Consider the following 21,490-nt stretch of genomic DNA (forward strand, 5'->3'; position numbering starts at 1 on the left):
AGTCCGCACGACTCAAGTACGACCGAGAGAGGAACGCAGTGGCCAACATGCAGGGCGCGCCCGCCACCGACGAGAACGCGAGGACCGCGCTCGAGCAGTACGGGGTGAACCTGACCGAGATCGCGAAGAGCGGCAAGCTCGACCCGGTCATCGGACGCGACGCGGAGATCCGGCGCATCAGCCAGGTGCTCACACGGCGCACCAAGAACAACCCGGTGCTCATCGGCGAGCCCGGCGTCGGCAAGACGGCCGTCGTCGAGGGCCTCGCGCAGCGCATCGTCGCGGGCGACGTGGCCGACTCGCTGAAGGGCAAGCAGCTCGTGTCGCTGGATCTCGCGGCGCTCGTCGCCGGCGCCAAGTACCGCGGGGAGTTCGAGGAGCGGCTGAAGGCGGTGCTGAAGGAGATCGACGACGCGGACGGCGAGGTCATCACGTTCGTCGACGAGCTGCACACGCTCATGGGCGCGGGCGGCGGCGAGGGATCCGTCGCCGCGTCCAACATGCTCAAGCCCATGCTCGCGCGCGGCGAGCTGCGGCTCATCGGCGCGACGACCCTCGACGAGTACCGGCAGTACATCGAGAAGGACGCCGCGCTCGAGCGCCGGTTCCAGCAGGTGTACGTGGGCGAGCCGAGCGTCGAGGACACCGTCGCGATCCTCCGCGGGCTCAAGGGCCGGTACGAGGCGCACCACCAGGTGCCCATCACGGACGCGGCGCTCGTCGCGGCCGCGTCCCTCTCGAATCGCTACATCCCCGCCCGCCAGCTGCCCGACAAGGCCATCGACCTCATCGACGAGGCCGCGTCGCGGCTGCGGATGGAGATCGACTCGTCGCCCGTCGAGATCGACGAGCTGCGGCGCGCGGTCGACCGGATGCGGCTGGAGGAGCTCGCGCTCAAGCGCGAGAAGGACGAGGCGTCGAAGGCCCGGCTGGCGAAGCTGCGCGAGGACGTCGCGGCGCGCGAGCAGACCCTCGGCGAGCTGCAGCGGCGGTGGGAGGCGGAGCGCGCGAGCGTCAACCGCGTCGGCAAGCTGAAGGACGAGCTCAACGAGCTGCGGATCCGTGCCGAGCGGGCCCAGCGCGAGGGCAACCTGGAGAAGGCCTCGCGCCTGCTCTACGGCGAGATCCCGGTGATCGAGCGCGAGGTCGCGCAGGCGGAGGCCGCGGAGTCGGTGCCGTCGGCGGAGGACCGGCTCGTGAACGAGCAGGTGACCGCGGAGGACATCGCGGCGGTCGTCGCGGCGTGGACGGGGATCCCCGTCGGGCGGCTGCTCCAGGGCGAGACCGAGAAGCTGCTGCACCTCGAGCAGGAGCTCGGCAAGCGGCTCATCGGGCAGAAGCAGGCCGTGCGCGCCGTCGCGGACGCGGTGCGCCGCACGCGCGCCGGCATCTCGGATCCCGACCGGCCCACCGGGTCCTTCCTCTTCCTCGGCCCCACGGGCGTCGGCAAGACCGAGCTCGCGAAGGCGCTCGCCGAGTTCCTGTTCGACGACGAGAAGGCGATGGTCCGCATCGACATGAGCGAGTACGGCGAGAAGTTCGCCGTCTCGCGGCTCGTGGGCGCGCCTCCCGGCTACGTCGGGTACGAGCAGGGCGGCCAGCTCACCGAGGCCGTGCGCCGGCGCCCGTACTCGGTGGTGCTGCTCGACGAGGTCGAGAAGGCGCACCCCGAGGTGTTCGACGTGCTGCTGCAGGTGCTCGACGACGGCCGGCTCACCGACGGGCAGGGGCGGACGGTCGACTTCCGCAACGTGATCCTCGTGCTCACCAGCAACCTCGGCTCGCAGTTCATCAGCGATGCCACGCTGCCGCTCGACCAGCGCGAGCAGGCCGTGCAGCAGCTCGTGCGCCAGACCTTCAAGCCGGAGTTCGTGAACCGGCTCGACGACATCGTCGTGTTCCAGACGCTGTCGATGGACGACCTCGCGCAGATCGTGGAGCTCTACATCGACCGGCTCGGCGTGCGGCTGTCCGACCGTCGGCTCACGCTCGGGGTCACCCCGGACGCGCGCCGCTGGCTCGCCGAGCGCGGCCACGACCCGCTGTACGGCGCGCGTCCGCTGCGCCGGCTCATGCAGCGCGAGATCGACGACCGTCTGGCGCGCGAGCTCCTCGCGGGCGACGTGCGCGACGGCGACGCGGTGCGGGTGGACCTCGCGCCGGACGGCGAGGGGCTCACGGTCGCGCGCGCCTGGAGCGACGAGCCGGGGGAGCAGGCGCCCGACGCCTGATCACCCGACGGCCCGTCGCGCACCCCACCCGGTGCGCGACGGGCCGTCGCCGTGTCCGGGGCGGATCAGACCGCCGTCACCCGCAGGATCGCGATCGACTCGGGCAGCATCCCCGGCGCGTGCAGGCCGGAGGTCGCCAGCGCGCGGCCGGTGAGCTCGACGCCGTCCCACCAGGCCGGCGCGACGAAGCCCGGCTCGGGGGTGCCGACGCGCACGGGCTCCACGCGGTAGCGGCGCGCGGGATCCAGGCCCGGCAGCAGGAAGCGGCCGCGCGGCGAGACCTCGGAGCGGCCGATCGACGCGAGGAAGAAGAGGGCGGAAGCGGCGTCCGACGCCACGGCGCCGTAGACGAGCAGCGTCGGGTCGCTCTCGTCCGCGCGGACGACCGTGCCCGTGTGCATGAGCGCCCGCTCCTCCTTGTAGAGGGCGATCCAGGCGGCGAGGTCCGCGTTCTCCTCGTCGGTGGCCTGCGCGAGGTCCCACTCGATGCCGAGGTGGCCGTAGAGCGCCGAGCCCGCGCGGAACGCGAGGCGGTGCGCGCGGCCGGTGGTGTGGCTGACGCCCGACGCGATGTGGGAGCCGAGCAGCTCCGGCGGGAGGAGCTGCATGGTCCAGCGCATCATCTGCTGGCGGTCGAGCGGGTCGATGCAGTCGGAGACCCAGACGCGGTCCGTGCGCTCGAGCACGCCGAGGTCGACGCGGGATCCGCCCGACGAGCACGACTCGATCTCGAGGCCGGGGAAGCGCGCGCGCAGCTCGTCCATGAGGCGGTAGGCGGCGAGCGTCTGCAGGTGCACGCCCGCCTCGCCGCGCGGGTGGATGCCGGCGTCGACGAGGTCGCGGTTGTGGTCCCACTTGACGTACGCGATGTCGTTCCCGCTCAGGATCGCCGTCATCCGCTCGAGCACGTACGCGTACGCCTCGGGGATCGCGAGGTCGAGCACCTGCTGGTCGCGGGCGCGCACGGGGAGGCGGCCGCCGGTGGCCATGATCCACTCGGGGTGCGCCCGCGCGAGGTCGGAGTCCTCGTTCACCATCTCGGGCTCGAACCAGAGGCCGAACTCCATGCCGAGGCCCGTGACGTGGTCGACGATCGGGTCGAGCCCGTCGGGCCAGACGTCCTCGTCGACGTACCAGTCGCCGAGTCCCGCGTGGTCGTCGCGGCGGTGGCGGAACCAGCCGTCGTCGAGCACGTAGCGCTCGACGCCGAGGGCCGCGGCGCGGTCCGCGAGGTCCGTCAGGCGCGCGAGGTCGTGGTCGAAGTACACGGCCTCCCACACGTTGATCGTCATGGGGCGCTCGCGGCGCGGGTGGTAGTCGCGGGCGCGGAGGAAGCGGTGGAAGCGGGCGGCCTGGTCGTCGAGGCCGTGGCCGAACGCGGCGTAGACCCACGGGCTCGCGTACGCCTCGCCCGTGGCGAGCCGCACCTCGCCGGGCAGCAGCAGCTCGCCGCCGCCGATCACCTGGCGGCCGGTGGACAGGCGCTCGGCGTAGTGGCGGTGGTTGCCGCTGAACGCGACGTGCACGCCGCGCACGTCGCCGTGCCGGAAGCCGAAGCCGGGCGTGCCGACGGAGAGGAGGGTCGCGGCATCCGGGCCGGTGCGGCCCTTGCGGCCCTCGCGCTCGTGGATCCCGACCACGAGCTCCCGGCGCTGCGGCGTGCGCTCGAGGCCCCAGCGTCCGGCGAAGTCGAGGATCTCGCGGGCCTCGGCCGGCAGGGGCAGCGCGAGCTGGAGGCCGCCGACGGAGTAGGTCGTCTCGCCGGTGTTGGTGACCTCGGCGCGCGTGCGGACGAGGCCGGACGGCAGCAGCTCGACGTCGAGCGCCAGGCCGAGGCCGGCGTGCTCGTCGACCGCGTCGACGTGCACGAGCGCGGGGCCGGTGGACGCGGATCCGGGACGGCCGTCGACGCCCGACGGGAGGGGCGAGCCGTCGACGGCGGCGGCGGTCACTCGGAACAGCGGCGACCAGTCGGCGCCGTCGCGGTGGCCCTCGAGGCCGGGCTTGCCGGTCCAGGACGTGTGCGCCTCGGGCAGGATCGCGAGGCGGACGGGCCGGTCGGCGGTGCTGCCGGCGATCGGCTCGACGGCGGCGAGGGCCAGCGTCTCGAGATCGGCCGGGGTGGTCTCGCCGAGGTCGGCGCCCCAGTGCACGACGGCCGGGAGGCGCCCGTCCGTGAGGTCGAGCACCAGCGAGACGCCGGAGGCGCGGAGGTGGAGGAGGGCGGAGGGGACGGCGGTGTCGGGCATGCTGCTCCTGCGTCGGTGCGGAAGGGGATGCGACCATCCTCCCGTGCCGGGGCCCCGGCGGCGGCTGCGCGACACGGGCGCGCGGCGACGGGAGCGGGGCGGGACCTACCTGTCGAGGTCCTCGAGACCGGGCACGGCCACGCCGTCCTGGTGCTCCGCGGAGACGCGGGTGCCGTCCTGCGAGGACCGGGAGAGGACCGTCGCGGCGTGGATCCGGGCGACGAGCTCGGGATCCCGCAGCTCGTCGCCCCCGGGCTCGCCGGCCTCGACGACGAGCTGGCTGGCCGGGCCGATGAGCAGCTCGACGCGCTCCACGGATCCGTCGGCGACGCGCACCGGGATCACCACGGTCGCCGCCGCCGTGCCCTCGCGCGCGAGCGCCTCCGCGTAGCCGACGACCGCTGCCGCGACCTCGTCGCCCGTCAGGTAGCGCCCGTCGGCGTAGTGGATGATGTGCACCCCTCCAGTGAATGCCCTCCGGCCCGGGTCGCCTAGGGGGCGTGGAGCGGTCGGGTCCCTGGTCGGCTGCGGCCGGCGCGCCGCCCCTCGGTACGCTCGGCGGATGACCTACGTCGCTCATCCCGATCGCTACTCGTCCATGCCGTACCGCCGCTCCGGCCGCTCCGGCCTCAAGCTCCCCGAGCTGTCGCTCGGCCTCTGGCACAACTTCGGCACCGCCCGCCCCATCGACACGCAGCGCGCCATCGTCCGTCGCGCGTTCGACCTCGGCATCACCCACTTCGACCTCGCGAACAACTACGGCCCGCCCCCCGGCAGCGCCGAGACCGCGTTCGGCCGGATCCTCGCCGAGGACCTCCGCCCGTACCGCGACGAGATCGTCATCTCCTCCAAGGCCGGCTACCTCATGTGGGAGGGGCCCTACGGCGAGTGGGGATCCCGCAAGTCGATGCTGGCCTCGCTCGACCAGAGCCTCGGCCGCATGGGCCTCGAGTACGTCGACGTCTTCTACTCGCACCGCCCGGATCCCGAGACGCCCATCGAGGAGACCATGGGCGCGCTCGCCACCGCGGTGCACCAGGGCAAGGCGCTCTACGCCGGCATCAGCAACTACTCGCCCGAGCAGACCGAGCGCGCGGTCGCGGCGCTCGCCGAGCACAAGGTGCCGCTGACGATCCACCAGCCGAGCTACTCCATGTTCAACCGGCACGTCGAGGGCGGGCTGCTGCCCGTGCTGGAGGAGGCCGGATCCGGCTGCATCGTGTTCTCGCCGCTCGCGCAGGGGCTGCTCACCGACCGGTACCTGTCGGGATCCATCCCCGCCGACTCGCGCGCGGCCACCAGCGGATTCCTCGACGAGTCCGCGGTCTCGTCGGTCTACCTGGAGCGGGCCCGCGGTCTTCAGCAGGTGGCCGAGGGGCGCGGGCAGACGCTCGCGCAGCTCGCGCTGTCGTGGGTGCTGCGGCACCCGGGGATCACGAGCGCGCTCATCGGCGCCTCGAGCGTGGAGCAGCTGGAGCAGAACGTGGCCGCGGCCGGCGCCCCGGCGCTGACGGACGACGAGCTGGCGGCCATCGAGCCGCTCGCGGTCGACGGCACCGGGCGCTGATCCGCGGATGACGGACGCGCCCGACCCCACCTCCCTCGCCGACCGCGTGACCCGGATCCTCGACGCGCAGGGGATCGTCGACGGCCACGACGACCTCGCCTGGGCGCTCCGCGAGCGCGCGGTGCGGGAGGGCGGGCCGAGCGCGTCCGTCGCCGACGACGTGCTCGCGCGCCTCGCCGTCGACGACGCCGTGCCGGGCCTGCACACCGACCTGCCGCGCCTGGAGCGCGGACGCGTGGCGGCGCAGTTCTGGTCGGTGTGGGTGCCGGACCTGCCGGGCATCGACCCGGTGCGCTCCACCATCGAGCAGGTCGACGTGGTGCGCCGCCTCGTCGCCGCGCACCCGGACCGGCTCGCGCTCTGCGTCACGGCCGACGACGTGGACCGCGCGGTCGCGTCGGGCCGCATCGCCTCGCTCCTCGGCATGGAGGGCGGCCACTCGATCGGCGGATCGCTCGGCGCGCTCCGGACGATGCGCGCGCTCGGCGTCCGGTACATGACGCTCACGCACAACGCGAACGTGGCGTGGGCCGACTCCGCGACCGACACGCCCGTGCTGCACGGGCTGAGCCCCGAGGGCGAGCGCGTGGTCGCCGAGATGGAGCGGATCGGCATGGTCGTCGACCTCTCGCACGTGTCGGCCGACGTGATGCGCCACGCGCTGCGGATCGCCCGCCGGCCCGTGCTCTTCTCCCACTCGGGCGCGCGGGCGGAGTGCGACGTGCCGCGCAACGTGCCCGACGACGTGCTCCAGTCGCTGCCCGCGAACGACGGCGTCTGCATGGCGACGTTCGTGCCGCAGTTCGTGTCGCCCGCGGTGGCCGAGTGGCACGACGAGACGCTGATGCTGGCCGTGGCGGAGGGCGTGGATCCGCGCGACCACGAGGGCGTGCAGGCCGTCGCCGCGAGGCGCCCGGGCGAGCGGCCGCGCGCGACGCTGGCCGACGTCGTGCGGCACGTGGAGCGGATCCGCGAGGTCGCCGGGCCCCGGCACGTGGGCCTCGGCGGCGACTACGACGGCGTCGACCGCACGCCCGACGGACTCGAGGACGTGTCGCGCTACCCGGCGCTCATCGCCGCGCTCGCCCAGCGCGGCTGGTCGGACGAGGACCTCCGGGCCCTCGCGGGCGGCAACGCGCTGCGCGTGCTGCGGGCGGCGGATGCGGACGACGACGTGTCGCGCGGGCCGGCCGACGCGGGGCCGCTCGGGTGACGGGGGAGGCGGCCGACGCCGCCGCCGTGCTCGGCATGGATCGGCGCGCCGCGGCCGCCCTGCTCGACCGGCTGGCCGACCGCGGCTGGCCCGCGGAGCACCGGGAGCGCCACGGCGGCTGGATCCTGCGCGCGGCCGGCGGTGTCACGAAGCGCGCGAACTCGGCGCTGCCCGCGGGGCCCGTCGTCGACGTCGACGCCGCGCTCGACGCGGTCGAGGCCTTCGCGCGGACGCACGGGATGCCCGCGTGCGTGCAGGTGTCGCCCGCGTCGGAGCCCGCCGACCTCGCGTCGACGCTGGCCGCGCGCGGCTACGTCGCCGACGCCCGGACGCTGGTGCAGGTGGCCGACGCGGACGCCGTCGCGCGGCGTCTGGGGGAGGTGCGGGGCGGGGATCCCGCGCTCGAGGTCACCGTCGCCGACGCGCCCGACGACGCCTGGCTCGACGCGTGGTGGAGCGTCGACGGGCGCGGCGGATCCGTGGAGCGAGCGGTCGCGCGCGGGATCCTCACGGGCGGCCCCGCCGTCTACGCGGCGGTCCGCGAGCGCGCCGCCGACGGATCCGCTGGCCGCGTGCTCGCGACCGCCCGCCTCGCGCTCGTCGACGGCTGGGGCGGCCTGTTCGCCGTCGCGACCCGGCCGGAGGCGCGCCGCCGCGGGCTGTCCCGGGCGGCGATGGCGGCCGCCATCGCCGCCGGACGGGAGCGCGGGATCACGGCGCTCTGGCTCCAGGTGGTCGAGGGGAACGCGGGCGCCCGCGCGCTCTACGCCGGGCTCGGCTTCGCCTCCGCGTCGCGCTACGAGTACTGGACGCGCCCGGCGGACGCCTGACGCGCGCGGCCGACGCCTGACGCGCGCGGGCGTCAGACCCCGCCGCCCCCGCCTCCTCCACCGCCGCCGCCGGACGTGGTCCCTCCCGTGGATCCGCCGCTCGTGCTCGACCCCGAGTACGTGGCGTGCATGCTCGACGACACCGACGAGATCGAGCTGGCGAACAGCGCGGGCGCGAACGGCGCCTGCCCGGCGTACCAGCCCGGCTGGCTCCGCTGGTGCTCGTAGCGGCGGCCGAGCTCGTCGCCCCACTCGCGCTCCTGGCCGGACATGGCGGCGTAGGGCAGCAGCTCCTCGGTGAGGCGCAGCGCGTCGCGGTCGTCGAGCGGCAGGTCGCGGCGCTCGGCGCCCTCGGGCGACTGGAGCATGCGGATCCGGTCGGCCTCGGCCAGCCGGATGAACTCCTGGAGCCCCGCGAGGTGGTCGCGCAGCGCGACGCCGCGCTCGGTGAGCGGGTGCTTCACGACCGCGAGGATCGTCACGGCCAGCGCGAGCACGCCCGCGACGAGGAACGCGATGACGATCGGCCCGCCGTACGCGCCCACGAGCGCGAGCACCGCGAACGCGATCGCGGCGGCCATGCCGAGCGCGGCCACGACGAGCAGCAGCACGATCGGGCCCACCGGGAGCGGCTTCCGCAGGCCGTCCGTCACGGCGCGCTTCCGCACTCCGGCCATGACCTTCTGGATCCGCGTCGCCACCTTCGCGTCGGTGCGCGCCAGCTCCGTCACGGCGCCGGGTCCCGCGCCGTCGCCGAAGACCGCGGCGACGAAGCGCCGCTCGTCGGGGTCGGTGACGCGCGACGGATCCACGAGCTCCAGCGCGAAGGCGGGCTTCCGGCCGCCGTCCCGCTCGAGGATCCGCACGGCCCCGCGCACCGCGAGGTCGAGCAGGAGCGCGGTGGTCGCGCGCGCGGCGTTCCCCGAGACGACGGACGAGACCAGCACGCCCACGCCCTCCGGCGGCTCGTACTGCGCGACGATCGTGCCGCGGCCCGGCGCGTCGGCGAGACGTCGGCGGCGGAGGACGAGCGCGCCGGCGGCGGCGGCCAGCGCGAGGAGCGCGCCCGCCAGCGACAGCGACGGCCACGGCGCCGCGAGGAACGACGAGTCGCGCGGCGTGAAGGTGCCCTGCTCGAAGCCGAGGGAGATGCTGAGGTTCTCGTGCGGTCCGAGGTCGGTCGCGCTGGCCGCGAAGCCGGTGGCGGTGCGGGTGATCTCCGCGGGGCCGTCCGCGCCCGCCGGCCCCGCGGCCGCGTCGGCGCCGCCCGTGAGGCGGGGGAGCAGGTCCGGCGCGATCTCGACGGTCGCCGTCACGCGCGCGAACGGCTGCGCCCAGCCGAGCCCGTTGACGTCCCAGTAGAACTCGTCGGCCTGCGTGTCCGCGAAGGCGCGGGTCACGTCGTGCTGCTCGTACTCGATCACGTAGGTCTGCTCGCCGCGCACGTACGCGTCGTCGTCGGCGATGGTGAGGACGGTCGCGCCGTCGTCGGAGTCCGTCTCGTACGCGCGCGGGGCGCCGGCGCCGTCCGTCACGGAGAGCACGCGGAGGCCCGTCGGGTGGCCGTCGTAGTCGGCCACGAGCTCGCGGCGGATCCCGCGGTTCTGGTCCCGGTCGGGGAACTCGGCCACCAGCGTCTCCGTCGTGCGGAGGACCGAGCGGCCGTCCTCGTCGGCGGACAGCCGGTACACGGCGTCGAACGAGCGGAAGGAGAAGTCGTCCACGCCGGCGTGCGCGGGCGCGGCGAGGCCGAGGGGGATCGCGAGCGCGGTCAGCAGCGCGGCGACGAGCGCGAGGCGCGTGCGGGCGGTTCGCGTGCCCGCGATGGTGCCCGCGCGGGTGCCGGTGCGCTCACGCATCGGTCGCTCCCGTGCCCGAGCCCGCACCCGTGCCCGGACCCGCGTCGAGCAGGCGCCACTCGGCGACGAAGTCCGTCACGCTCCGGGTCTCGAGGTCGAGGCGCACGCGCTGCAGGAGGAGGTCCGCCTCGGCCAGGCTGCCGGCGTTCGTCCTGAGGACCTCGCGCCCCGTGTCGAGGCGCCGGACGACCAGGTCCGACTCCCGGCCGAGGTCGCTCCCGTCGGCGCCGACGGCCGCGAGCGCGACGGCGCCGATCGCGCGCACCGCTCGCCGGAGGGGGCGCCGCGGCCCGATCTCCAGCACCGCCTCGAGGACCTCGGCGGCGACCTCCGGCTCGTCGTCGTGGTCGTCGTGGTCGTCCCCGACGGATGCGGCTCCGCTCGTCATCGTGCTCCCCTCGCGCGGCCCCCGCCGCACCCGGAGTCAACCACGCGCGCCGTCCGCCAGCAGCGTCGCGGCGTCGGCGGCCAGGCCCGCGTACGCCGACTGGCGCTCGAGCCCGGAGGCCTCGCGCGCCGCCGCCTGCACCACCACGGTCCACGCGTCGTCCCCGTCCTCCACGAGGTAGGAGAGCGCGAGCGTGCCCACCGAGCTGCCGCCCTTGAACGCGACGTGGTCGAAGCGGCCCGGGTCGGGCAGGCCGGGGTTCGTCGACAGGATCCCGCGCACGGGCTCCCCGGCCGGCGTCGCCGCCAGCTCGGCGAGGCGCACGTGGGCGCGGGCGATGTCGTCGGGCGTCGCGAACCAGTCGACGCCGTCGGTCCACACCACGTCCGTGACCGCGGTGACGGGGACGTCGAGCGCGCCGCCGGGCAGCCCGTCGAGGAGCGCGCGGCGCTCGGCCGCGTCGCCGTCGGCCCAGCGGGCGCGGAGGGCGCCGTCGTCCTGCCAGCCGACGCGGAAGAGGTCGCGCGTGGTCGGGAGCGGCACGTTCCGCGGCGGATCCGAGTGGCCGAGGTCCGCGAGCGCCGCCTCCACGCGCTCCCGCCCCACGGCCTCGATGACCATGTCGGTGGCCGTGTTGTCGCTGATCGAGATCATCTTCCCGGCCGCCTCGCGCACGCTCACGACGGTGCCGGTCGGGGCGTCCTGCAGCTCGCCGGAGGGCAGGCTGCGCACGTCGTCGGTGACGGTGAGCGGGTCGTCCCAGCCGATGCGGCCCTCCTCGACCGCCCGCACGAGCGCGCCGAGCACGTACAGCTTCACGATGGATCCGATGGGCCGCGCCTCGGTCGCCGCGACGCCGTCGGGCAGCACCTCGAGGACCCGCTCGCCCAGCTCCCCGCCCTGGACCCGCGTGACCGTGAGCGACACGTCGCCGCCGAGCGCCGCGGCCTGCTCCTCGAGCTCGTCCCAGCTGGTCGCGGGCTCCCGGTCGCCCTCGGGCTCGCCGAAGAACAGGCCCGTGATGAGGCCCGCGTCGTCGACGGCGACCTGCATGTCGAAGGTGCCCGCGTCCGCGCTCGCGATCGTCGTCACCGACTGCGCGCCCTGCTCCTCGTGCGCGGTCGCGGTCCACGGCCGTCCGGCGCGCACCTGCTCGAGCACGGTGACGAGGTCCTCCGCGGGCATCGCGTCGAGCATCGCCTGCGCCAGGCGCTCGCCGGTCTCCTGCACGGGGACGGCGTCCTCCGCGTTCACCACGTCGAGGAGCCACTGCGCCTGCTGGCCGACGGGCGACGTCGGCAGCACGACCGGTTCCGCGACGGGCGCGCTGGCGGCGCCCGCCCGATCGGCCGGCGCCGCGGAGCACGCGGTCGCGAGGGCGGTCACGGCGGCGACCGCGAGGGCGATCGCGGCACGGGCGGGACGGGACGGACGGGGCGCTCGGTGCGGTGTCGGGGCCATGCCCCCACACAAGCGGAACGGGGCCGCCCGGGCGTCCCCCAGGAGGGGGAATCGTCCGGACGGCCCCGTGGGTCGCCTGGCTTCGAGGGCGGGATCAGCCGCGCGGCTCGACCCGGCTCTGGCCCGGGTCGCGGCCGGACACCACGTTGGTGTCCACGTCGAAGGCCTGGTCGCCCTCGCCGACGCTGTGCTCGAGGATCTGGTCGAAGGCCCAGTTCTCGGGGATCCTCGCGCCGAGGTTGGCGCCCCAGCCGGTGGACATGTCGGCCACGTAGCTGAGCTCGGTGAGGTGCGCGGCCGCGAGGTTGGCGCAGATCCGGCGGCCGGCGTAGACGCCCACCCGGTACGCGCTGCCGCGGCGCTTGAGCTCGGCGTGGATGCCGCGGAAGTACGGCTGGAGGTACGTCTCGACCTCGGTGGGCGTCGCGTCGAAGTCGATCGCGTAGTAGATGGGCGTGCCGGGCAGGAAGCCGAGGCGGCGTGCCGCGTCGTCCGCGCGTCCCGCGGCGCGCACCCCGAGGTCGTACGAGAAGTACGTGCTGTCGGTGCCGCCCTCCTGGAAGATCGGGAACACCTTGAGGCCGCCGGCGAAGATGGCCTGCAGCTCGCCGTCCTGGATCCTCTTCTCGAGCGCGTCCGGCCGGTCGGAGTTCGTGAGGTAGCGGCCGACGACCGTGTATCCCGCGTCGCGGAGCGTCTTCGCGCGGGCGGCGTTGATGACGGTGATGCCGTCGACCGCCTTGCCGGGACGCGTGGGGTCGCCGTTGCTGGCGAGGAGCGCCGCCCAGGTGCGGTAGTCGCCGATCCCCGTCTCGGGGAGGGCGACGGTGCGCTGGAACTGCGAGAGCCGCTTGCCCTGCTCGGAGGAGAAGCGGCCGTCGACGGGGCCGTCCCACGTGCTCATGACCACGAGCGACGCCTGGAGCAGGTGGCCGAGGTAGCCGGTGGTGTCGGCGGATCCGACGACGAGGGTCGGCTGCTTCTGCAGCGCAGCGCGCGTGAGCGGGCCGAAGACGCCGTTCGCGGTCTCCTCGGCGATGCCGATCTCGAGCTGCAGCGCGTGGATGAACGCCTTGTGCGCGTCGCCGGTCCACAGGCCGTCGGTGGTGACGGCGGGGAAGCCGGCGCGCGTGCCGTAGCGCGCGGCGAGCTTCTGCTGGATGTCGCGGACGACGGCGCGGCCGGTGGACGCGAGCGCGGCGCCGGTGGCGGGGGGTGCGGTGGGCGCGGCCTCGTCGGCGTGCGCGGGCCCTGCGGCGACCAGGGCCACGGGGACGGCGGCGAGGGCGCCGCCCAGGACGGAGCGTCGGGACAGGTTCATCGGTGTGCCTCCCATGCCGGTCCTCCGGGCGGACCGGTCCGCAGGGCGGCACGGTCGTCCGGGGACGGCGGTCTGCGGTTGTCCGTGGGCCTGATGGCGACGCGTGGTGCCGCCGGGCCGAGCGGGCGTGAACGGTCACCATAGGCGAGGCCCGCCTGCGTGGACGCCGCGCGTCCACAGGGGCGGGCGGCGTCCACGGGGCGGTCGGGGCGGCCGGGGCCTCAGCCGGCGTCGGGGGTGGGGCCCGTCGGCCCGGCGGATCCGTCGCGGTCCGTGCCCCGATCGCCCGGCCGGATCCGGTCGCGCGCGTGGTGCAGCGTGTCCGACGGCACGGGCGGCACGCCGCGCGAGAGCCGGGCGAGGCCGACCCGCACGACGACCGCGGTCGCGACGGCGAACAGCGCCAGCGTGATCAGCAGCGCGGCCCACAGCGGCAGCGCGAGCAGCAGGAGCGCGACGACCAGGGCGGCCAGGAGGCCCAGCGACACGAGCGCGAGCGCGACGCCCGCGCCGAGCAGGATCGCGCCCGTCCGGGCGGACCGGGCGCGCTCGCCGATCTCGCGCTTGGCCGAGTCGATCTCGGCGCGCACCGCGCGGAGCAGCGGGTCGACGGCCTTCTGGGCGAAGGATCCCCCGAACCAGCCGCCGCGGGAGGTGGTGTCGTCGTCGGTCATGGTGCGTCTCTTCTCTCGTGGGGCGGAAGGGCGTGCGGGCGGACGAGCGCCCCGGCCGGATCGCGGGGATCCGGCCGGGGCGCTCGGGCGGATCAGGCCAGGCGGGTGCCGCTCGACATGCTCGAGCGGAGCCCTCCGGTGATCTGGATGACGACCGGGACCTCGGTGCCGAGCACCGCGTCCCAGCGCGCCACGGCCTCGTCGACCGTGCGGCGGACCTGCATCGGCGAGACGCCGCGGCGGGCGACCGCCGTGATCCGGAGCACCGTGGAGCGCTTGACCTCGAACGCGCTGACGTCGATCGAGACGATGGAGGAGTCGTGCCCGAGGGCCTCCTCCAGCATCTGCTCGGCGACCTTGGCGTCGATGACGAGCGATCCGCCGGTGGGCGAGCCCGCGCCGTCGCCGGGGGCGCGGCGCAGCAGCGTGCCGGTGCGGCCGTGGCCCTGGCGGAGCGCGAACCACGCCAGCACCAGGATCAGGACGAGCGCGGCGGCCGCGACGACCCAGAGGATCCACGGCTGGTCGCCCGAGAGCGCGTCGTCGACGGGACCCCGGGCGTCGGATGCGGCGCCCGACACGGTGGACCGCACGTCCGGCAGGGCGGCGCCCAGCGCGACGGCGGCGCCGGCCACCAGCAGGACGAGCCCGACCACGATCACGAGCAGGCGGTTGAGCGCGCGGTTGGTGCTGGTCATCAGCCGACCTTCCCTTCCTGGGCGAGCGTCACCTTGGCGGTGAGCGCGGGGGCGTAGTCGTATCCGGCGAGCTCGGCGCGCACGGCCTCCTCGACCGCGTGGACGTCCGTCGCGCGGCCCGACGTGGGCGTGAGGCGGACGAGCGCGGTGCGGTGCGCGACGGACACGTCGACCTGCTCGGGCGACACGCCGCCCGCGTAGCTCGCGGTGCGGGCGAGCGACCGGGCGATGACCCGGTCGTCGACCACCGCGGCGGTGCGGGCGGACGAGGCGCCGCGGCGACCGCGACGGCCGGGCTTCAGCCCGACGACCACGAGCACGAGGCCCACGAGCGCCGCGACGACGCCCGCCGCGACCAGCCAGCCGGCCGGCGCGGAGACCGCGTCGAGCGCGGCCGTGACCGCGTCCGAGGGCGCCACCAGGAGCGGCGCGGCGCCGACGGCCTGGAGGACCGCCTCCGTGCCGAGCCAGGCGAGCACCAGGATGAGGATCACGGCGAGCGTGACGGCGATGCCCGAGCGCGACGAGTGCGTCTCGCGTCGCACGAGGCGGCGGTAGGTGCTGTCCGTGCTCATGAGACCCTCCTCCGTTCCTGGATGCGGGCGCCCGTGATCCGCAGGTCGACGCGGCCCACGGTGGACCCCGTGAGGTCGAGCACGCGGTCGCGGACCTCGGTCTGCGCCGCGACGAGCCGCTCGACGAGCGTGCCGCCCGCGTCGGGGCGTGCCGCGAGGGCGGGGATGCGGATGGGCGTGCGCGCCTCGACGGCGAGCTTCCCGTGGTCGTCCGTCAGCGTGACGGCGACGTCGTGCGCGGGCACCTCGAGGGCGTCCGCCGTGACGGCCGAGACGACCCGGCGCACCGCGCGCGACGTGATCGTGGTGCGGCCCCGAGCGGATCCGGATGCGTTCCCGGTCCTCCCGGGGGCCGACACCTCCGCGGTCACGACGACCGACGCCCGCGGAGGGCGTCGGCGAGGCCGCGGATGTCCAGCTTGCCCTCGAGCACGCGACCGACGCCGAAGCCGACGGCCATGAAGATCAGGACGAGCAGGAAGCCGCCGAACCCGAAGGCGAGGCCGGAGAGCGCGAGGACCGCCCCGACGAGGAGGCCCGTGGTCGTGGGGCTCACTGGACGCGCTTCTCGGCCGCGTCGTCGTCGGACGACTTCTCGGAGGGGAGGTTCACGTCGGTGATCGTGACGTTGACCTCGGTGACCTCCATGCCGACGACCTGGTCGATGGCGTCGGCGATGGCCTGGCGCACGTCGTCGGCGACCTGCTGCAGGTCGACGGGGTACTCGGCGATGAGGGTGACGTCGACGGCGACCTGGGTCTCGCCGACCTCGACGGAGATGCCCTGGCCGCGGTCCTGCTGGCCGATGACGTTGCGGATCGCGCCCACGGCACGCGCGGCGCCGTTGCCGAGGTCGTGGACGCCGGGGACCTGGCGGGCCGCGATGCCGGCGACCTTCTCGATCACGCCGTCGGCGATGGTGTTCTTGCCGCCCGCGGTGCTGGTGCTCGTGCCGGTGACGCCGGTGGACGCGGACGTGGGGGTGATGCTCGACATGGGATCTCTCTCTCGTGGTGGATGGGCGGTGCTGCGTGGTGCGGATCGGATGGTGCCTCCCGATCCGCCTTCGTCCATGAGACGCATCGGCGGAGCGGTTCGGCACGCCGTTCAGGCGAATCCCAGAGAGGGCGGTCGTCCCTTCGCCTGCGGGACACGGCGCGGGGCGGGAGCGGACAGGGTCCGGGCCGCGTCAGCGACGCAGCGTCGCGCTCGGCAGCTCGCCGAAGCGCTCCTCGTACGACGCGGCGAACCGCCCGAGGTGACCGAAGCCCCACTGCTCGGCGACGGCGCGCACGGTGGTCGAGGTGGGCGACGCGTCGCGCAGCTCGTCGCGCACGCGGTCGAGCCGGATCCCGCGGAGCAGGGCGCTCGGCGTCGTGTCCTCGTGGCGGCGCACGGCGAGCTGCAGCACGCGCGTGCTGATGCCCGCGGCGCGGGCCGCGTCGGCCGGGGTGATCGGCTGGTCCGCGTGATGGTGCATGTACTCGATGGCGGTGCGGACGGCGCTCATGCGGGGCGCGCGCATCTCCGCGCTGAAGGGCACGTCGTGCCACGGGAACAGCTCGAGCGTCGCGCGCGCGACGAGGAGGCCGGCCTGCATCCGGAGCAGCGGGCTCGACGCGACGTCCTGCAGCGCCGGGCTCGCCTCGCCGACGGCCCGTCGCCAGGCGGACGACCGCTCGGGCGCCGGCGGACGCGTGTGGTCGAAGACGAGCGGACGGGAGCGGCCCCCGTGCGCCTCCGCCGCGGTCTCCTCGAGGAACGCCGCGTGGACCTGCACGAGGTTCTGCACGCCGGCCTGGAAGCGGAAGTCGAACGCGCGCCCGGAGGGCAGGAGGAACGGGCGGGATCCGCTCGAGCGCACCTCGTGCGACCCGAGGTCGACCGCGCCGGATCCCTCGCGCCACCAGACGACGACGTAGTCCGGCAGCGCGGGCAGGCGGCCCCAGTGCTCGGCGAGGAAGGCGGAGGAGCGCAGGGTCACGTTCGCGTCGCCGACGAAGGAGTAGCGGTACGAGAAGTCCCGCGCGCCCGGGGCGGCGTGGAAGTCGCTGCCCGGGTAGAGCGCGGCGTAGCGCGCGACGGCCTCGTCGAGGTCGGTCCCGGACATGTGGCCGCGGCGGAGCGCGGGGGAGGCGGAGCCGCGGGCGTCGGGGAGGCCCGCGCCGGGGGCGGCCGCATCGGAGACGGCGTCGGCGTCCGCACGGGACTCGGCGCGGTCCGTCGCGGGGAGCGCGGGGAGCGCGTGCAACGGGGACGCCTCGCGGCGGCGTGCGTCGGGCGCGGGAGCGGTGCTCATGGATCCTCCGTCCTGCGCGACCGGGATCCGGTCGCGTGTCATGGAGTGGACGTGCGCGGAGGGGCGTTCGTCACGCTCGCGGTCCACGACATGCGTCCGGCCGCGCGGGTGAGGGGGCGACGGCCGGGGCGCCTCCGCGGCGCCCCGGCCCGCCCGCGCCGCTAGTTCGCGGCGCTCGTGTTGACCGAGCCGTTGACGCCGTTCGGGTAGAACCCGCCCTTCGTCACGGCCTTGTCGTTCAGGTACACGATGTTGAGGACCTGGCCGGGGGTCCGGCTGAAGGCGATCGCGTTGGCGTCGGTCGGCACGAGGTTCGCGCCGCCGGAGACCGTGATGCCCTGGTCGAGGTCGGTCGGGCCGTCGAGCGAGTCGCGGGCGTTCGAGATCGCGTTGGCGGGCTCCGCCAGGCCGCGGGCGAACAGCTGCGAGCGGATGATGCCCGCGTGGTAGGCCTCGACCGCGAGGATGCCGGCGGCCGCCTCGAGGTAGGTCTTGTTCGTGATGAGGGGCGCGGCGCCCTTGTAGGCGGTGACTCCCACGTCCTCGAAGATGAAGGAGGCCAGCAGGAAGTTCTCCTGGTTGGCGAACGCGTCGAAGGTCTGGCCGGGCTTGATCAGGCCGGCCGCGGTGGCGGCGGCGGAGAACGCGGCGTCGAGGTCGATCGCGGGGCGCGCGACCTTCGCGGAGCCGAGCGCCGAGCGGAGGAACTTGACGTGGGCCTTCTCGTCCTGGGCGATCTCGTACGCGTACTGGCGGATCGCGTAGTCCTTGAACTGGACGGCGCGGCCGCCGGTCACGGCGCCGGGGGTGCCGACGCCGGAGATGTCGTTCGGCACGAGGCCGTTGCCGGTCACGGCGCGGAGGTAGAACTCGGCCTCGAGGTACTCGAGGTTGAGCGCGAAGTTGAGGACGGCGGCGTCGGTGACGGCGCCCGCGTCGGCCTCGGCCTGCGCGTCGGCGGCCTGGGCTCCGGTCGCGGGGATCAGGGCGGCGGCGCCGACCCCGAGCCCGGCGACGCCGGCCGCGCTGAAGAAGCGGCGGCGGTCGAGCGGCGACTGCGCGCTCCTGTCGATGGCCTGGCTGATGAACTTCCTGTCGAACATGTGACGCTCCGGAGGTCTCGGCGGTGCGCATGGCTCGTCCATGAGCATCCGCTCGGCTCACGATCCGCCCGCGTCCTCGCGTGCGCAATGCCCTCGCGCCCCCGCGCCTACGGGGATTCGCTCACGGGCTACCGGTATCCGGACCCGGCCCCGCGTCCGGGGGTGATCCGGCGGGATCAGCCGGCGCGCGCCTGCCCCGCGGCGAACGCGGCGAAGGCCGCCTCGATCCGCTCGCGGTCCCCGGTGAGGAGCAGGTCGACCATGAGGCCGCGCATCGTGCCGAGGATCACGGTGGCCGCGGCCTGCGCCTCCACGGGCGGACGTCCCGCGGTCTCGAGCGCCCGGGCGATGAGGACCGTGCGGTCGCGGACGGAGCGCGCCACCGCGCTCGCGAAGGGCGGGTCGCCGTGGAGGCTGCGGCCGGTGATCGCGACGAAGAGCCGGACGTGCCGGCGGCCCTCGGGATCCGTGGCCCGCGCCCACAGCGCGCGCAGCGGGTCGTCGGCCCCGTCGACCAGGTCGGGGGACGAGAAGGTCTCGGCGAGCACGATCTCGACGATCTCGGTGATGAGCGCGTCGCGGGTCGCGAAGTGGTGCACCAGCGTGGCGTGGCTCACCCCCACCCCCTCGGCGATGCCGCGGAGGGTCAGGTCGTCGAGGCCGTGGTCGAGGACGTGCTCGGTCGCCGCCCGGAGCAGCTCCCCGCGCCGGTGGGCGTAGCGTGCCCGTCGTCCGTCGATCGCGTCCTCGCCCATGCCGCTCGTGCCCTCCTGCCCGACGGCCCCGGGGGCGCCGCCGAGATGTTTGCTTGACCAACTGGTAGAGCAAATGTAGCGTCCTCGGCACGACGCGCCCGCGGGGGCCCGGGAGCGTGTTCCCGGGGATCGGGCGGGCGCATGAGCTGTCCGGGGGGACACGATGACGACCATGACGACGAGGAGCGGCCGGAGGGGCCTGCTCATGACCACGGCGACGATGCTGGTGGCGGCGGGGGCCGCCCTCGGCCTCGCCGCTCCCGCCCAGGCGGCGGCGGTCAACCCGTACGAGCGCGGGCCCGAGCCCAGCACCGCGAGCATCGAGGCCACGCGGGGCTCCTTCGCCGTCGCCGAGACGTCGGTGTCGCGGTTCGCGGCCCGCGGCTTCGGCGGCGGCACGATCCACTACCCGACCACCACGAGCGCGGGGACGTTCGGGGTGGTCGCCATCGCGCCCGGCTACACGGCCCGCGAGTCGAGCATCGCCTGGCTCGGCCCGCGCCTCGCGTCGCAGGGCTTCGTCGTCTTCACCATCGACACGATCACCACCTCCGACCAGCCGAGCTCCCGCGGCGACCAGCTCCGCGCGGCGCTCGCGTACGTGGTCGACGAGAGCTCGGTGCGCGGGCGCGTCGACGGCTCCCGGCTCGCGGTCATGGGCCACTCCATGGGCGGCGGCGGCTCCCTGCAGGCGGCCAAGGACGACCCCGCGATCCGCGCGGTCATCCCGATGACGCCGTACAACCTCGACAAGACGTGGCCCGAGGTCGTCGCGCCCACGCTCGTGATCGGCGCGGAGGACGACAGCGTGGCACCGGTCGCCCGCCACGCGGAGCCCTTCTACGAGTCGCTGACGCAGGCCTCGGAGAAGGCGTACCTGGAGCTGCGCGGGGCGAGCCACTTCGCGCCGAACATCTCGAACACCACCATCGCGAGCGCCAGCATCGCCTGGCTGAAGCGCCACGTCGACGCGGACACCCGCTACGAGCGGTTCATCTGCCCGGCGCCCGCGGTGAGCCTCCAGATCAGCGAGTACCGCAGCACCTGCTGAGCGGGGTGGCCGTCGGGCGGGCGGCGCTCGCTCGCTCGCCCGACGGCGGTGTCGGGGGTGGCCGGTAGAACGGATCCGTGACCACCCCCGCACCCGTCGCCGACCCGCGGCCGCGGCGCGCGCTGCTCGACATCACGCGCATCTACGCGGAGCCCGCCGCGCTCGAGCTGCCGCGCGGGCAGGAGATCGTGGGGGCCTGGCCGGACGCGACCATCGTCGAGGTGGCCTCGCACTGGCAGATCCCGGAGGTCCACGGCGACGAGGCGAACGTCGCGCGCTGGGTGCGCATCAAGACCGAGGCGCTCGTCGTGGGCGTGAAGAAGTCGCTCGTCACGCGGCCCAACGGGCGCTCGGCCGACTTCATCGCGCCGTCCACCGCCAACGGCTGCGCCATGGCGTGCGCCTACTGCTACGTGCCCCGGCGGAAGGGCTACAGCAACCCCATCACGGTGTTCGCGAACATCGAGCAGATCCAGCGCCACGTCGCCCGGCACATCGCGAAGCAGGGGCCGAAGGCCGAGCCGAACCAGTGCGATCCCGAGGCGTGGGTCTACGACATCGGCGAGAACAGCGACTGCTCGGCCGACGCGCGCGTGAGCGAGAACGTCCGCGACCTCGTGGAGCTGTTCCGCATGTCGCCCACCGCCAAGGCGTCGTTCGCCACCAAGCACGTCAACCGCGACATGCTCGACTGGGATCCGATGGGCCGCACGCGGGTGCGCTTCTCGCTCATGCCGGAGGCCGTCGCCCGCGTCACCGACATCCGCACGTCGCCCATCCCGGACCGCATCGCCGCCATCGACGACTTCGTGGCGGCCGGCTACGAGGTGCACCTCAACTTCTCGCCCGTCATCCTCACTCCCGGCTGGCGCGCCGAGTGGGAGGAGCTCCTCCGCACGCTCGACGACACCCTGGCGCCCGCCACCAAGGCCCAGCTCGCGGCCGAGGTCATCCTGCTCACGCACAACGAGCAGCTCCACGAGGTGAACATGGGCTGGCACCCGAAGGCCGAGGAGCTCATCTGGCAGCCGGGCATGCAGGAGCGCAAGGTCTCGGAGAACGGCGCGATCAACGTGCGCTACCGCCGCGGCCTCAAGGGCGACGCGGTGGCCGAGTTCACGGCGCTGGTGCGCCGCATCATGCCGTACTGCCGCATCCGCTACGCCTTCTGAGGGAGGTCGCGGCGGGATGCCGACGCCAGGATGGGCAGGAGGCG

21 protein-coding genes are annotated in these 21,490 nt (G+C 74.8%); 6 read left to right on the top strand and 15 right to left on the bottom strand.

Going from position 1 to position 21,490, the window contains the following annotated elements:
* Window positions 1-38 precede the first annotated feature (38 nt).
* A complete protein-coding gene (locus AES38_RS01220; protein ID WP_081001814.1) occupies window positions 39-2,231 on the top strand; it encodes an ATP-dependent Clp protease ATP-binding subunit in 2,193 nt (730 codons plus the stop codon).
* A gap of 65 nt (window positions 2,232-2,296) precedes the next feature.
* Here the strand turns inward: AES38_RS01220 and AES38_RS01225 are convergent, their stop codons facing one another.
* Window positions 2,297-4,480, bottom strand: coding sequence for an alpha-galactosidase (locus tag AES38_RS01225; protein WP_053773442.1), 2,184 nt, complete (start codon window positions 4,478-4,480; stop codon window positions 2,297-2,299).
* Window positions 4,481-4,585: 105 nt separating this feature from the next.
* Window positions 4,586-4,939: a hypothetical protein gene (locus AES38_RS01230; protein WP_053773443.1), complete on the bottom strand. Its 354-nt coding sequence runs from the start codon at window positions 4,937-4,939 to the stop codon at window positions 4,586-4,588.
* A gap of 103 nt (window positions 4,940-5,042) precedes the next feature.
* Here AES38_RS01230 and AES38_RS01235 point away from each other — a divergent pair, with 103 nt between their 5' ends.
* From AES38_RS01235 to AES38_RS01245, 3 genes are read left to right on the top strand one after another with little or no spacing between them, the layout of a single operon-like run.
* A complete protein-coding gene (locus AES38_RS01235; protein WP_053773444.1) occupies window positions 5,043-6,047 on the top strand; it encodes an aldo/keto reductase in 1,005 nt (334 codons plus the stop codon).
* A gap of 7 nt (window positions 6,048-6,054) precedes the next feature.
* Window positions 6,055-7,260, top strand: coding sequence for a dipeptidase (locus AES38_RS01240; protein WP_157883492.1), 1,206 nt, complete (start codon window positions 6,055-6,057; stop codon window positions 7,258-7,260).
* A complete protein-coding gene (locus AES38_RS01245; RefSeq protein ID WP_244629200.1) occupies window positions 7,257-8,090 on the top strand; it encodes a GNAT family N-acetyltransferase in 834 nt (277 codons plus the stop codon). The genes AES38_RS01240 and AES38_RS01245 overlap by 4 nt, the downstream gene beginning before the upstream one ends.
* Before the next feature lie 32 nt (window positions 8,091-8,122).
* Here AES38_RS01245 and AES38_RS01250 read toward each other — a convergent pair whose 3' ends face one another.
* The 13 genes from AES38_RS01250 to AES38_RS01310 all read right to left on the bottom strand — a co-directional run bounded on the left by AES38_RS01250 (window position 8,123) and on the right by AES38_RS01310 (window position 19,223).
* Window positions 8,123-9,949: a DUF2207 family protein gene (locus AES38_RS01250; protein WP_053773445.1), complete on the bottom strand. Its 1,827-nt coding sequence runs from the start codon at window positions 9,947-9,949 to the stop codon at window positions 8,123-8,125.
* A complete protein-coding gene (locus AES38_RS01255; protein WP_053773446.1) occupies window positions 9,942-10,337 on the bottom strand; it encodes a hypothetical protein in 396 nt (131 codons plus the stop codon). The genes AES38_RS01250 and AES38_RS01255 overlap by 8 nt, the downstream gene beginning before the upstream one ends.
* A 36-nt stretch (window positions 10,338-10,373) precedes the next feature.
* On the bottom strand, window positions 10,374-11,798 hold the full coding sequence (locus AES38_RS01260; RefSeq protein WP_081001815.1) for a serine hydrolase: 1,425 nt from the start codon (window positions 11,796-11,798) through the stop codon (window positions 10,374-10,376).
* Window positions 11,799-11,892: 94 nt separating this feature from the next.
* Window positions 11,893-13,119: a glycoside hydrolase domain-containing protein gene (locus AES38_RS01265; RefSeq protein ID WP_053773447.1), complete on the bottom strand. Its 1,227-nt coding sequence runs from the start codon at window positions 13,117-13,119 to the stop codon at window positions 11,893-11,895.
* A 221-nt stretch (window positions 13,120-13,340) separates the two neighbouring features.
* Window positions 13,341-13,793 (bottom strand): phage holin family protein, encoded by a 453-nt coding sequence (locus tag AES38_RS01270; protein ID WP_053773448.1) that lies wholly within the window; start codon window positions 13,791-13,793, stop codon window positions 13,341-13,343.
* A gap of 92 nt (window positions 13,794-13,885) precedes the next feature.
* The gene (locus AES38_RS01275) at window positions 13,886-14,491 is read right to left on the bottom strand and encodes a hypothetical protein (protein ID WP_053773449.1); all 606 of its coding nucleotides are present in this window, start codon (window positions 14,489-14,491) and stop codon (window positions 13,886-13,888) included.
* Window positions 14,491-15,066, bottom strand: a complete 576-nt coding sequence (locus tag AES38_RS01280) for a DUF6286 domain-containing protein (protein WP_053773450.1) — start codon at window positions 15,064-15,066, stop codon at window positions 14,491-14,493. Before AES38_RS01280 ends, AES38_RS01275 begins: the two co-directional genes overlap by 1 nt.
* Window positions 15,063-15,437 (bottom strand): hypothetical protein, encoded by a 375-nt coding sequence (locus AES38_RS01285; RefSeq protein WP_053773451.1) that lies wholly within the window; start codon window positions 15,435-15,437, stop codon window positions 15,063-15,065. The genes AES38_RS01280 and AES38_RS01285 overlap by 4 nt, the downstream gene beginning before the upstream one ends.
* The gene (locus AES38_RS01290; RefSeq protein ID WP_053773452.1) at window positions 15,434-15,622 is read right to left on the bottom strand and encodes a DUF2273 domain-containing protein; all 189 of its coding nucleotides are present in this window, start codon (window positions 15,620-15,622) and stop codon (window positions 15,434-15,436) included. The genes AES38_RS01285 and AES38_RS01290 overlap by 4 nt, the downstream gene beginning before the upstream one ends.
* On the bottom strand, window positions 15,619-16,062 hold the full coding sequence (locus AES38_RS01295; protein WP_053773453.1) for an Asp23/Gls24 family envelope stress response protein: 444 nt from the start codon (window positions 16,060-16,062) through the stop codon (window positions 15,619-15,621). The genes AES38_RS01290 and AES38_RS01295 overlap by 4 nt, the downstream gene beginning before the upstream one ends.
* 193 nt (window positions 16,063-16,255) lie before the next feature.
* A complete protein-coding gene (locus AES38_RS01300; protein WP_053775597.1) occupies window positions 16,256-17,365 on the bottom strand; it encodes a helix-turn-helix transcriptional regulator in 1,110 nt (369 codons plus the stop codon).
* A gap of 161 nt (window positions 17,366-17,526) precedes the next feature.
* Window positions 17,527-18,468, bottom strand: a complete 942-nt coding sequence (locus AES38_RS01305) for a ferritin-like domain-containing protein (RefSeq protein WP_053773454.1) — start codon at window positions 18,466-18,468, stop codon at window positions 17,527-17,529.
* Window positions 18,469-18,644: 176 nt separating this feature from the next.
* A complete protein-coding gene (locus tag AES38_RS01310) occupies window positions 18,645-19,223 on the bottom strand; it encodes a TetR/AcrR family transcriptional regulator (protein WP_053773455.1) in 579 nt (192 codons plus the stop codon).
* A gap of 172 nt (window positions 19,224-19,395) precedes the next feature.
* On the opposite strand from AES38_RS01310, the gene AES38_RS01315 reads away from it, so the two are divergent.
* Window positions 19,396-20,274 carry a poly(ethylene terephthalate) hydrolase family protein gene (locus AES38_RS01315; protein WP_244629202.1) on the top strand — a complete coding sequence of 293 codons (879 nt, stop codon included), beginning with the start codon at window positions 19,396-19,398 and terminating at the stop codon, window positions 20,272-20,274.
* Window positions 20,275-20,351: 77 nt separating this feature from the next.
* Window positions 20,352-21,446 (top strand): spore photoproduct lyase family protein, encoded by a 1,095-nt coding sequence (locus AES38_RS01320; protein ID WP_174775876.1) that lies wholly within the window; start codon window positions 20,352-20,354, stop codon window positions 21,444-21,446.
* The last annotated feature ends 44 nt before the right edge of the window (window positions 21,447-21,490 follow it).

It is taken from the genome of Clavibacter capsici (genome assembly GCF_001280205.1).
In the GTDB taxonomy this organism is placed as follows: domain Bacteria; phylum Actinomycetota; class Actinomycetes; order Actinomycetales; family Microbacteriaceae; genus Clavibacter; species Clavibacter capsici.

Coding starts and splice junctions, on each gene's coding strand:
- AES38_RS01225 (WP_053773442.1), bottom strand. CDS start 4,480: ATGCCCGACACCGCCGTCCCCTCCGCCCTCCTCCACCTCCGCGCCTCC.
- AES38_RS01235 (WP_053773444.1), top strand. CDS start 5,043: ATGACCTACGTCGCTCATCCCGATCGCTACTCGTCCATGCCGTACCGC.
- AES38_RS01240 (WP_157883492.1), top strand. CDS start 6,055: ATGACGGACGCGCCCGACCCCACCTCCCTCGCCGACCGCGTGACCCGG.
- AES38_RS01250 (WP_053773445.1), bottom strand. CDS start 9,949: ATGCGTGAGCGCACCGGCACCCGCGCGGGCACCATCGCGGGCACGCGA.
- AES38_RS01255 (WP_053773446.1), bottom strand. CDS start 10,337: ATGACGAGCGGAGCCGCATCCGTCGGGGACGACCACGACGACCACGAC.
- AES38_RS01260 (WP_081001815.1), bottom strand. CDS start 11,798: ATGGCCCCGACACCGCACCGAGCGCCCCGTCCGTCCCGTCCCGCCCGT.
- AES38_RS01265 (WP_053773447.1), bottom strand. CDS start 13,119: ATGAACCTGTCCCGACGCTCCGTCCTGGGCGGCGCCCTCGCCGCCGTC.
- AES38_RS01270 (WP_053773448.1), bottom strand. CDS start 13,793: ATGACCGACGACGACACCACCTCCCGCGGCGGCTGGTTCGGGGGATCC.
- AES38_RS01275 (WP_053773449.1), bottom strand. CDS start 14,491: ATGACCAGCACCAACCGCGCGCTCAACCGCCTGCTCGTGATCGTGGTC.
- AES38_RS01280 (WP_053773450.1), bottom strand. CDS start 15,066: ATGAGCACGGACAGCACCTACCGCCGCCTCGTGCGACGCGAGACGCAC.
- AES38_RS01295 (WP_053773453.1), bottom strand. CDS start 16,062: ATGTCGAGCATCACCCCCACGTCCGCGTCCACCGGCGTCACCGGCACG.
- AES38_RS01300 (WP_053775597.1), bottom strand. CDS start 17,365: ATGAGCACCGCTCCCGCGCCCGACGCACGCCGCCGCGAGGCGTCCCCG.
- AES38_RS01305 (WP_053773454.1), bottom strand. CDS start 18,468: ATGTTCGACAGGAAGTTCATCAGCCAGGCCATCGACAGGAGCGCGCAG.
- AES38_RS01310 (WP_053773455.1), bottom strand. CDS start 19,223: ATGGGCGAGGACGCGATCGACGGACGACGGGCACGCTACGCCCACCGG.
- AES38_RS01315 (WP_244629202.1), top strand. CDS start 19,396: ATGACGACGAGGAGCGGCCGGAGGGGCCTGCTCATGACCACGGCGACG.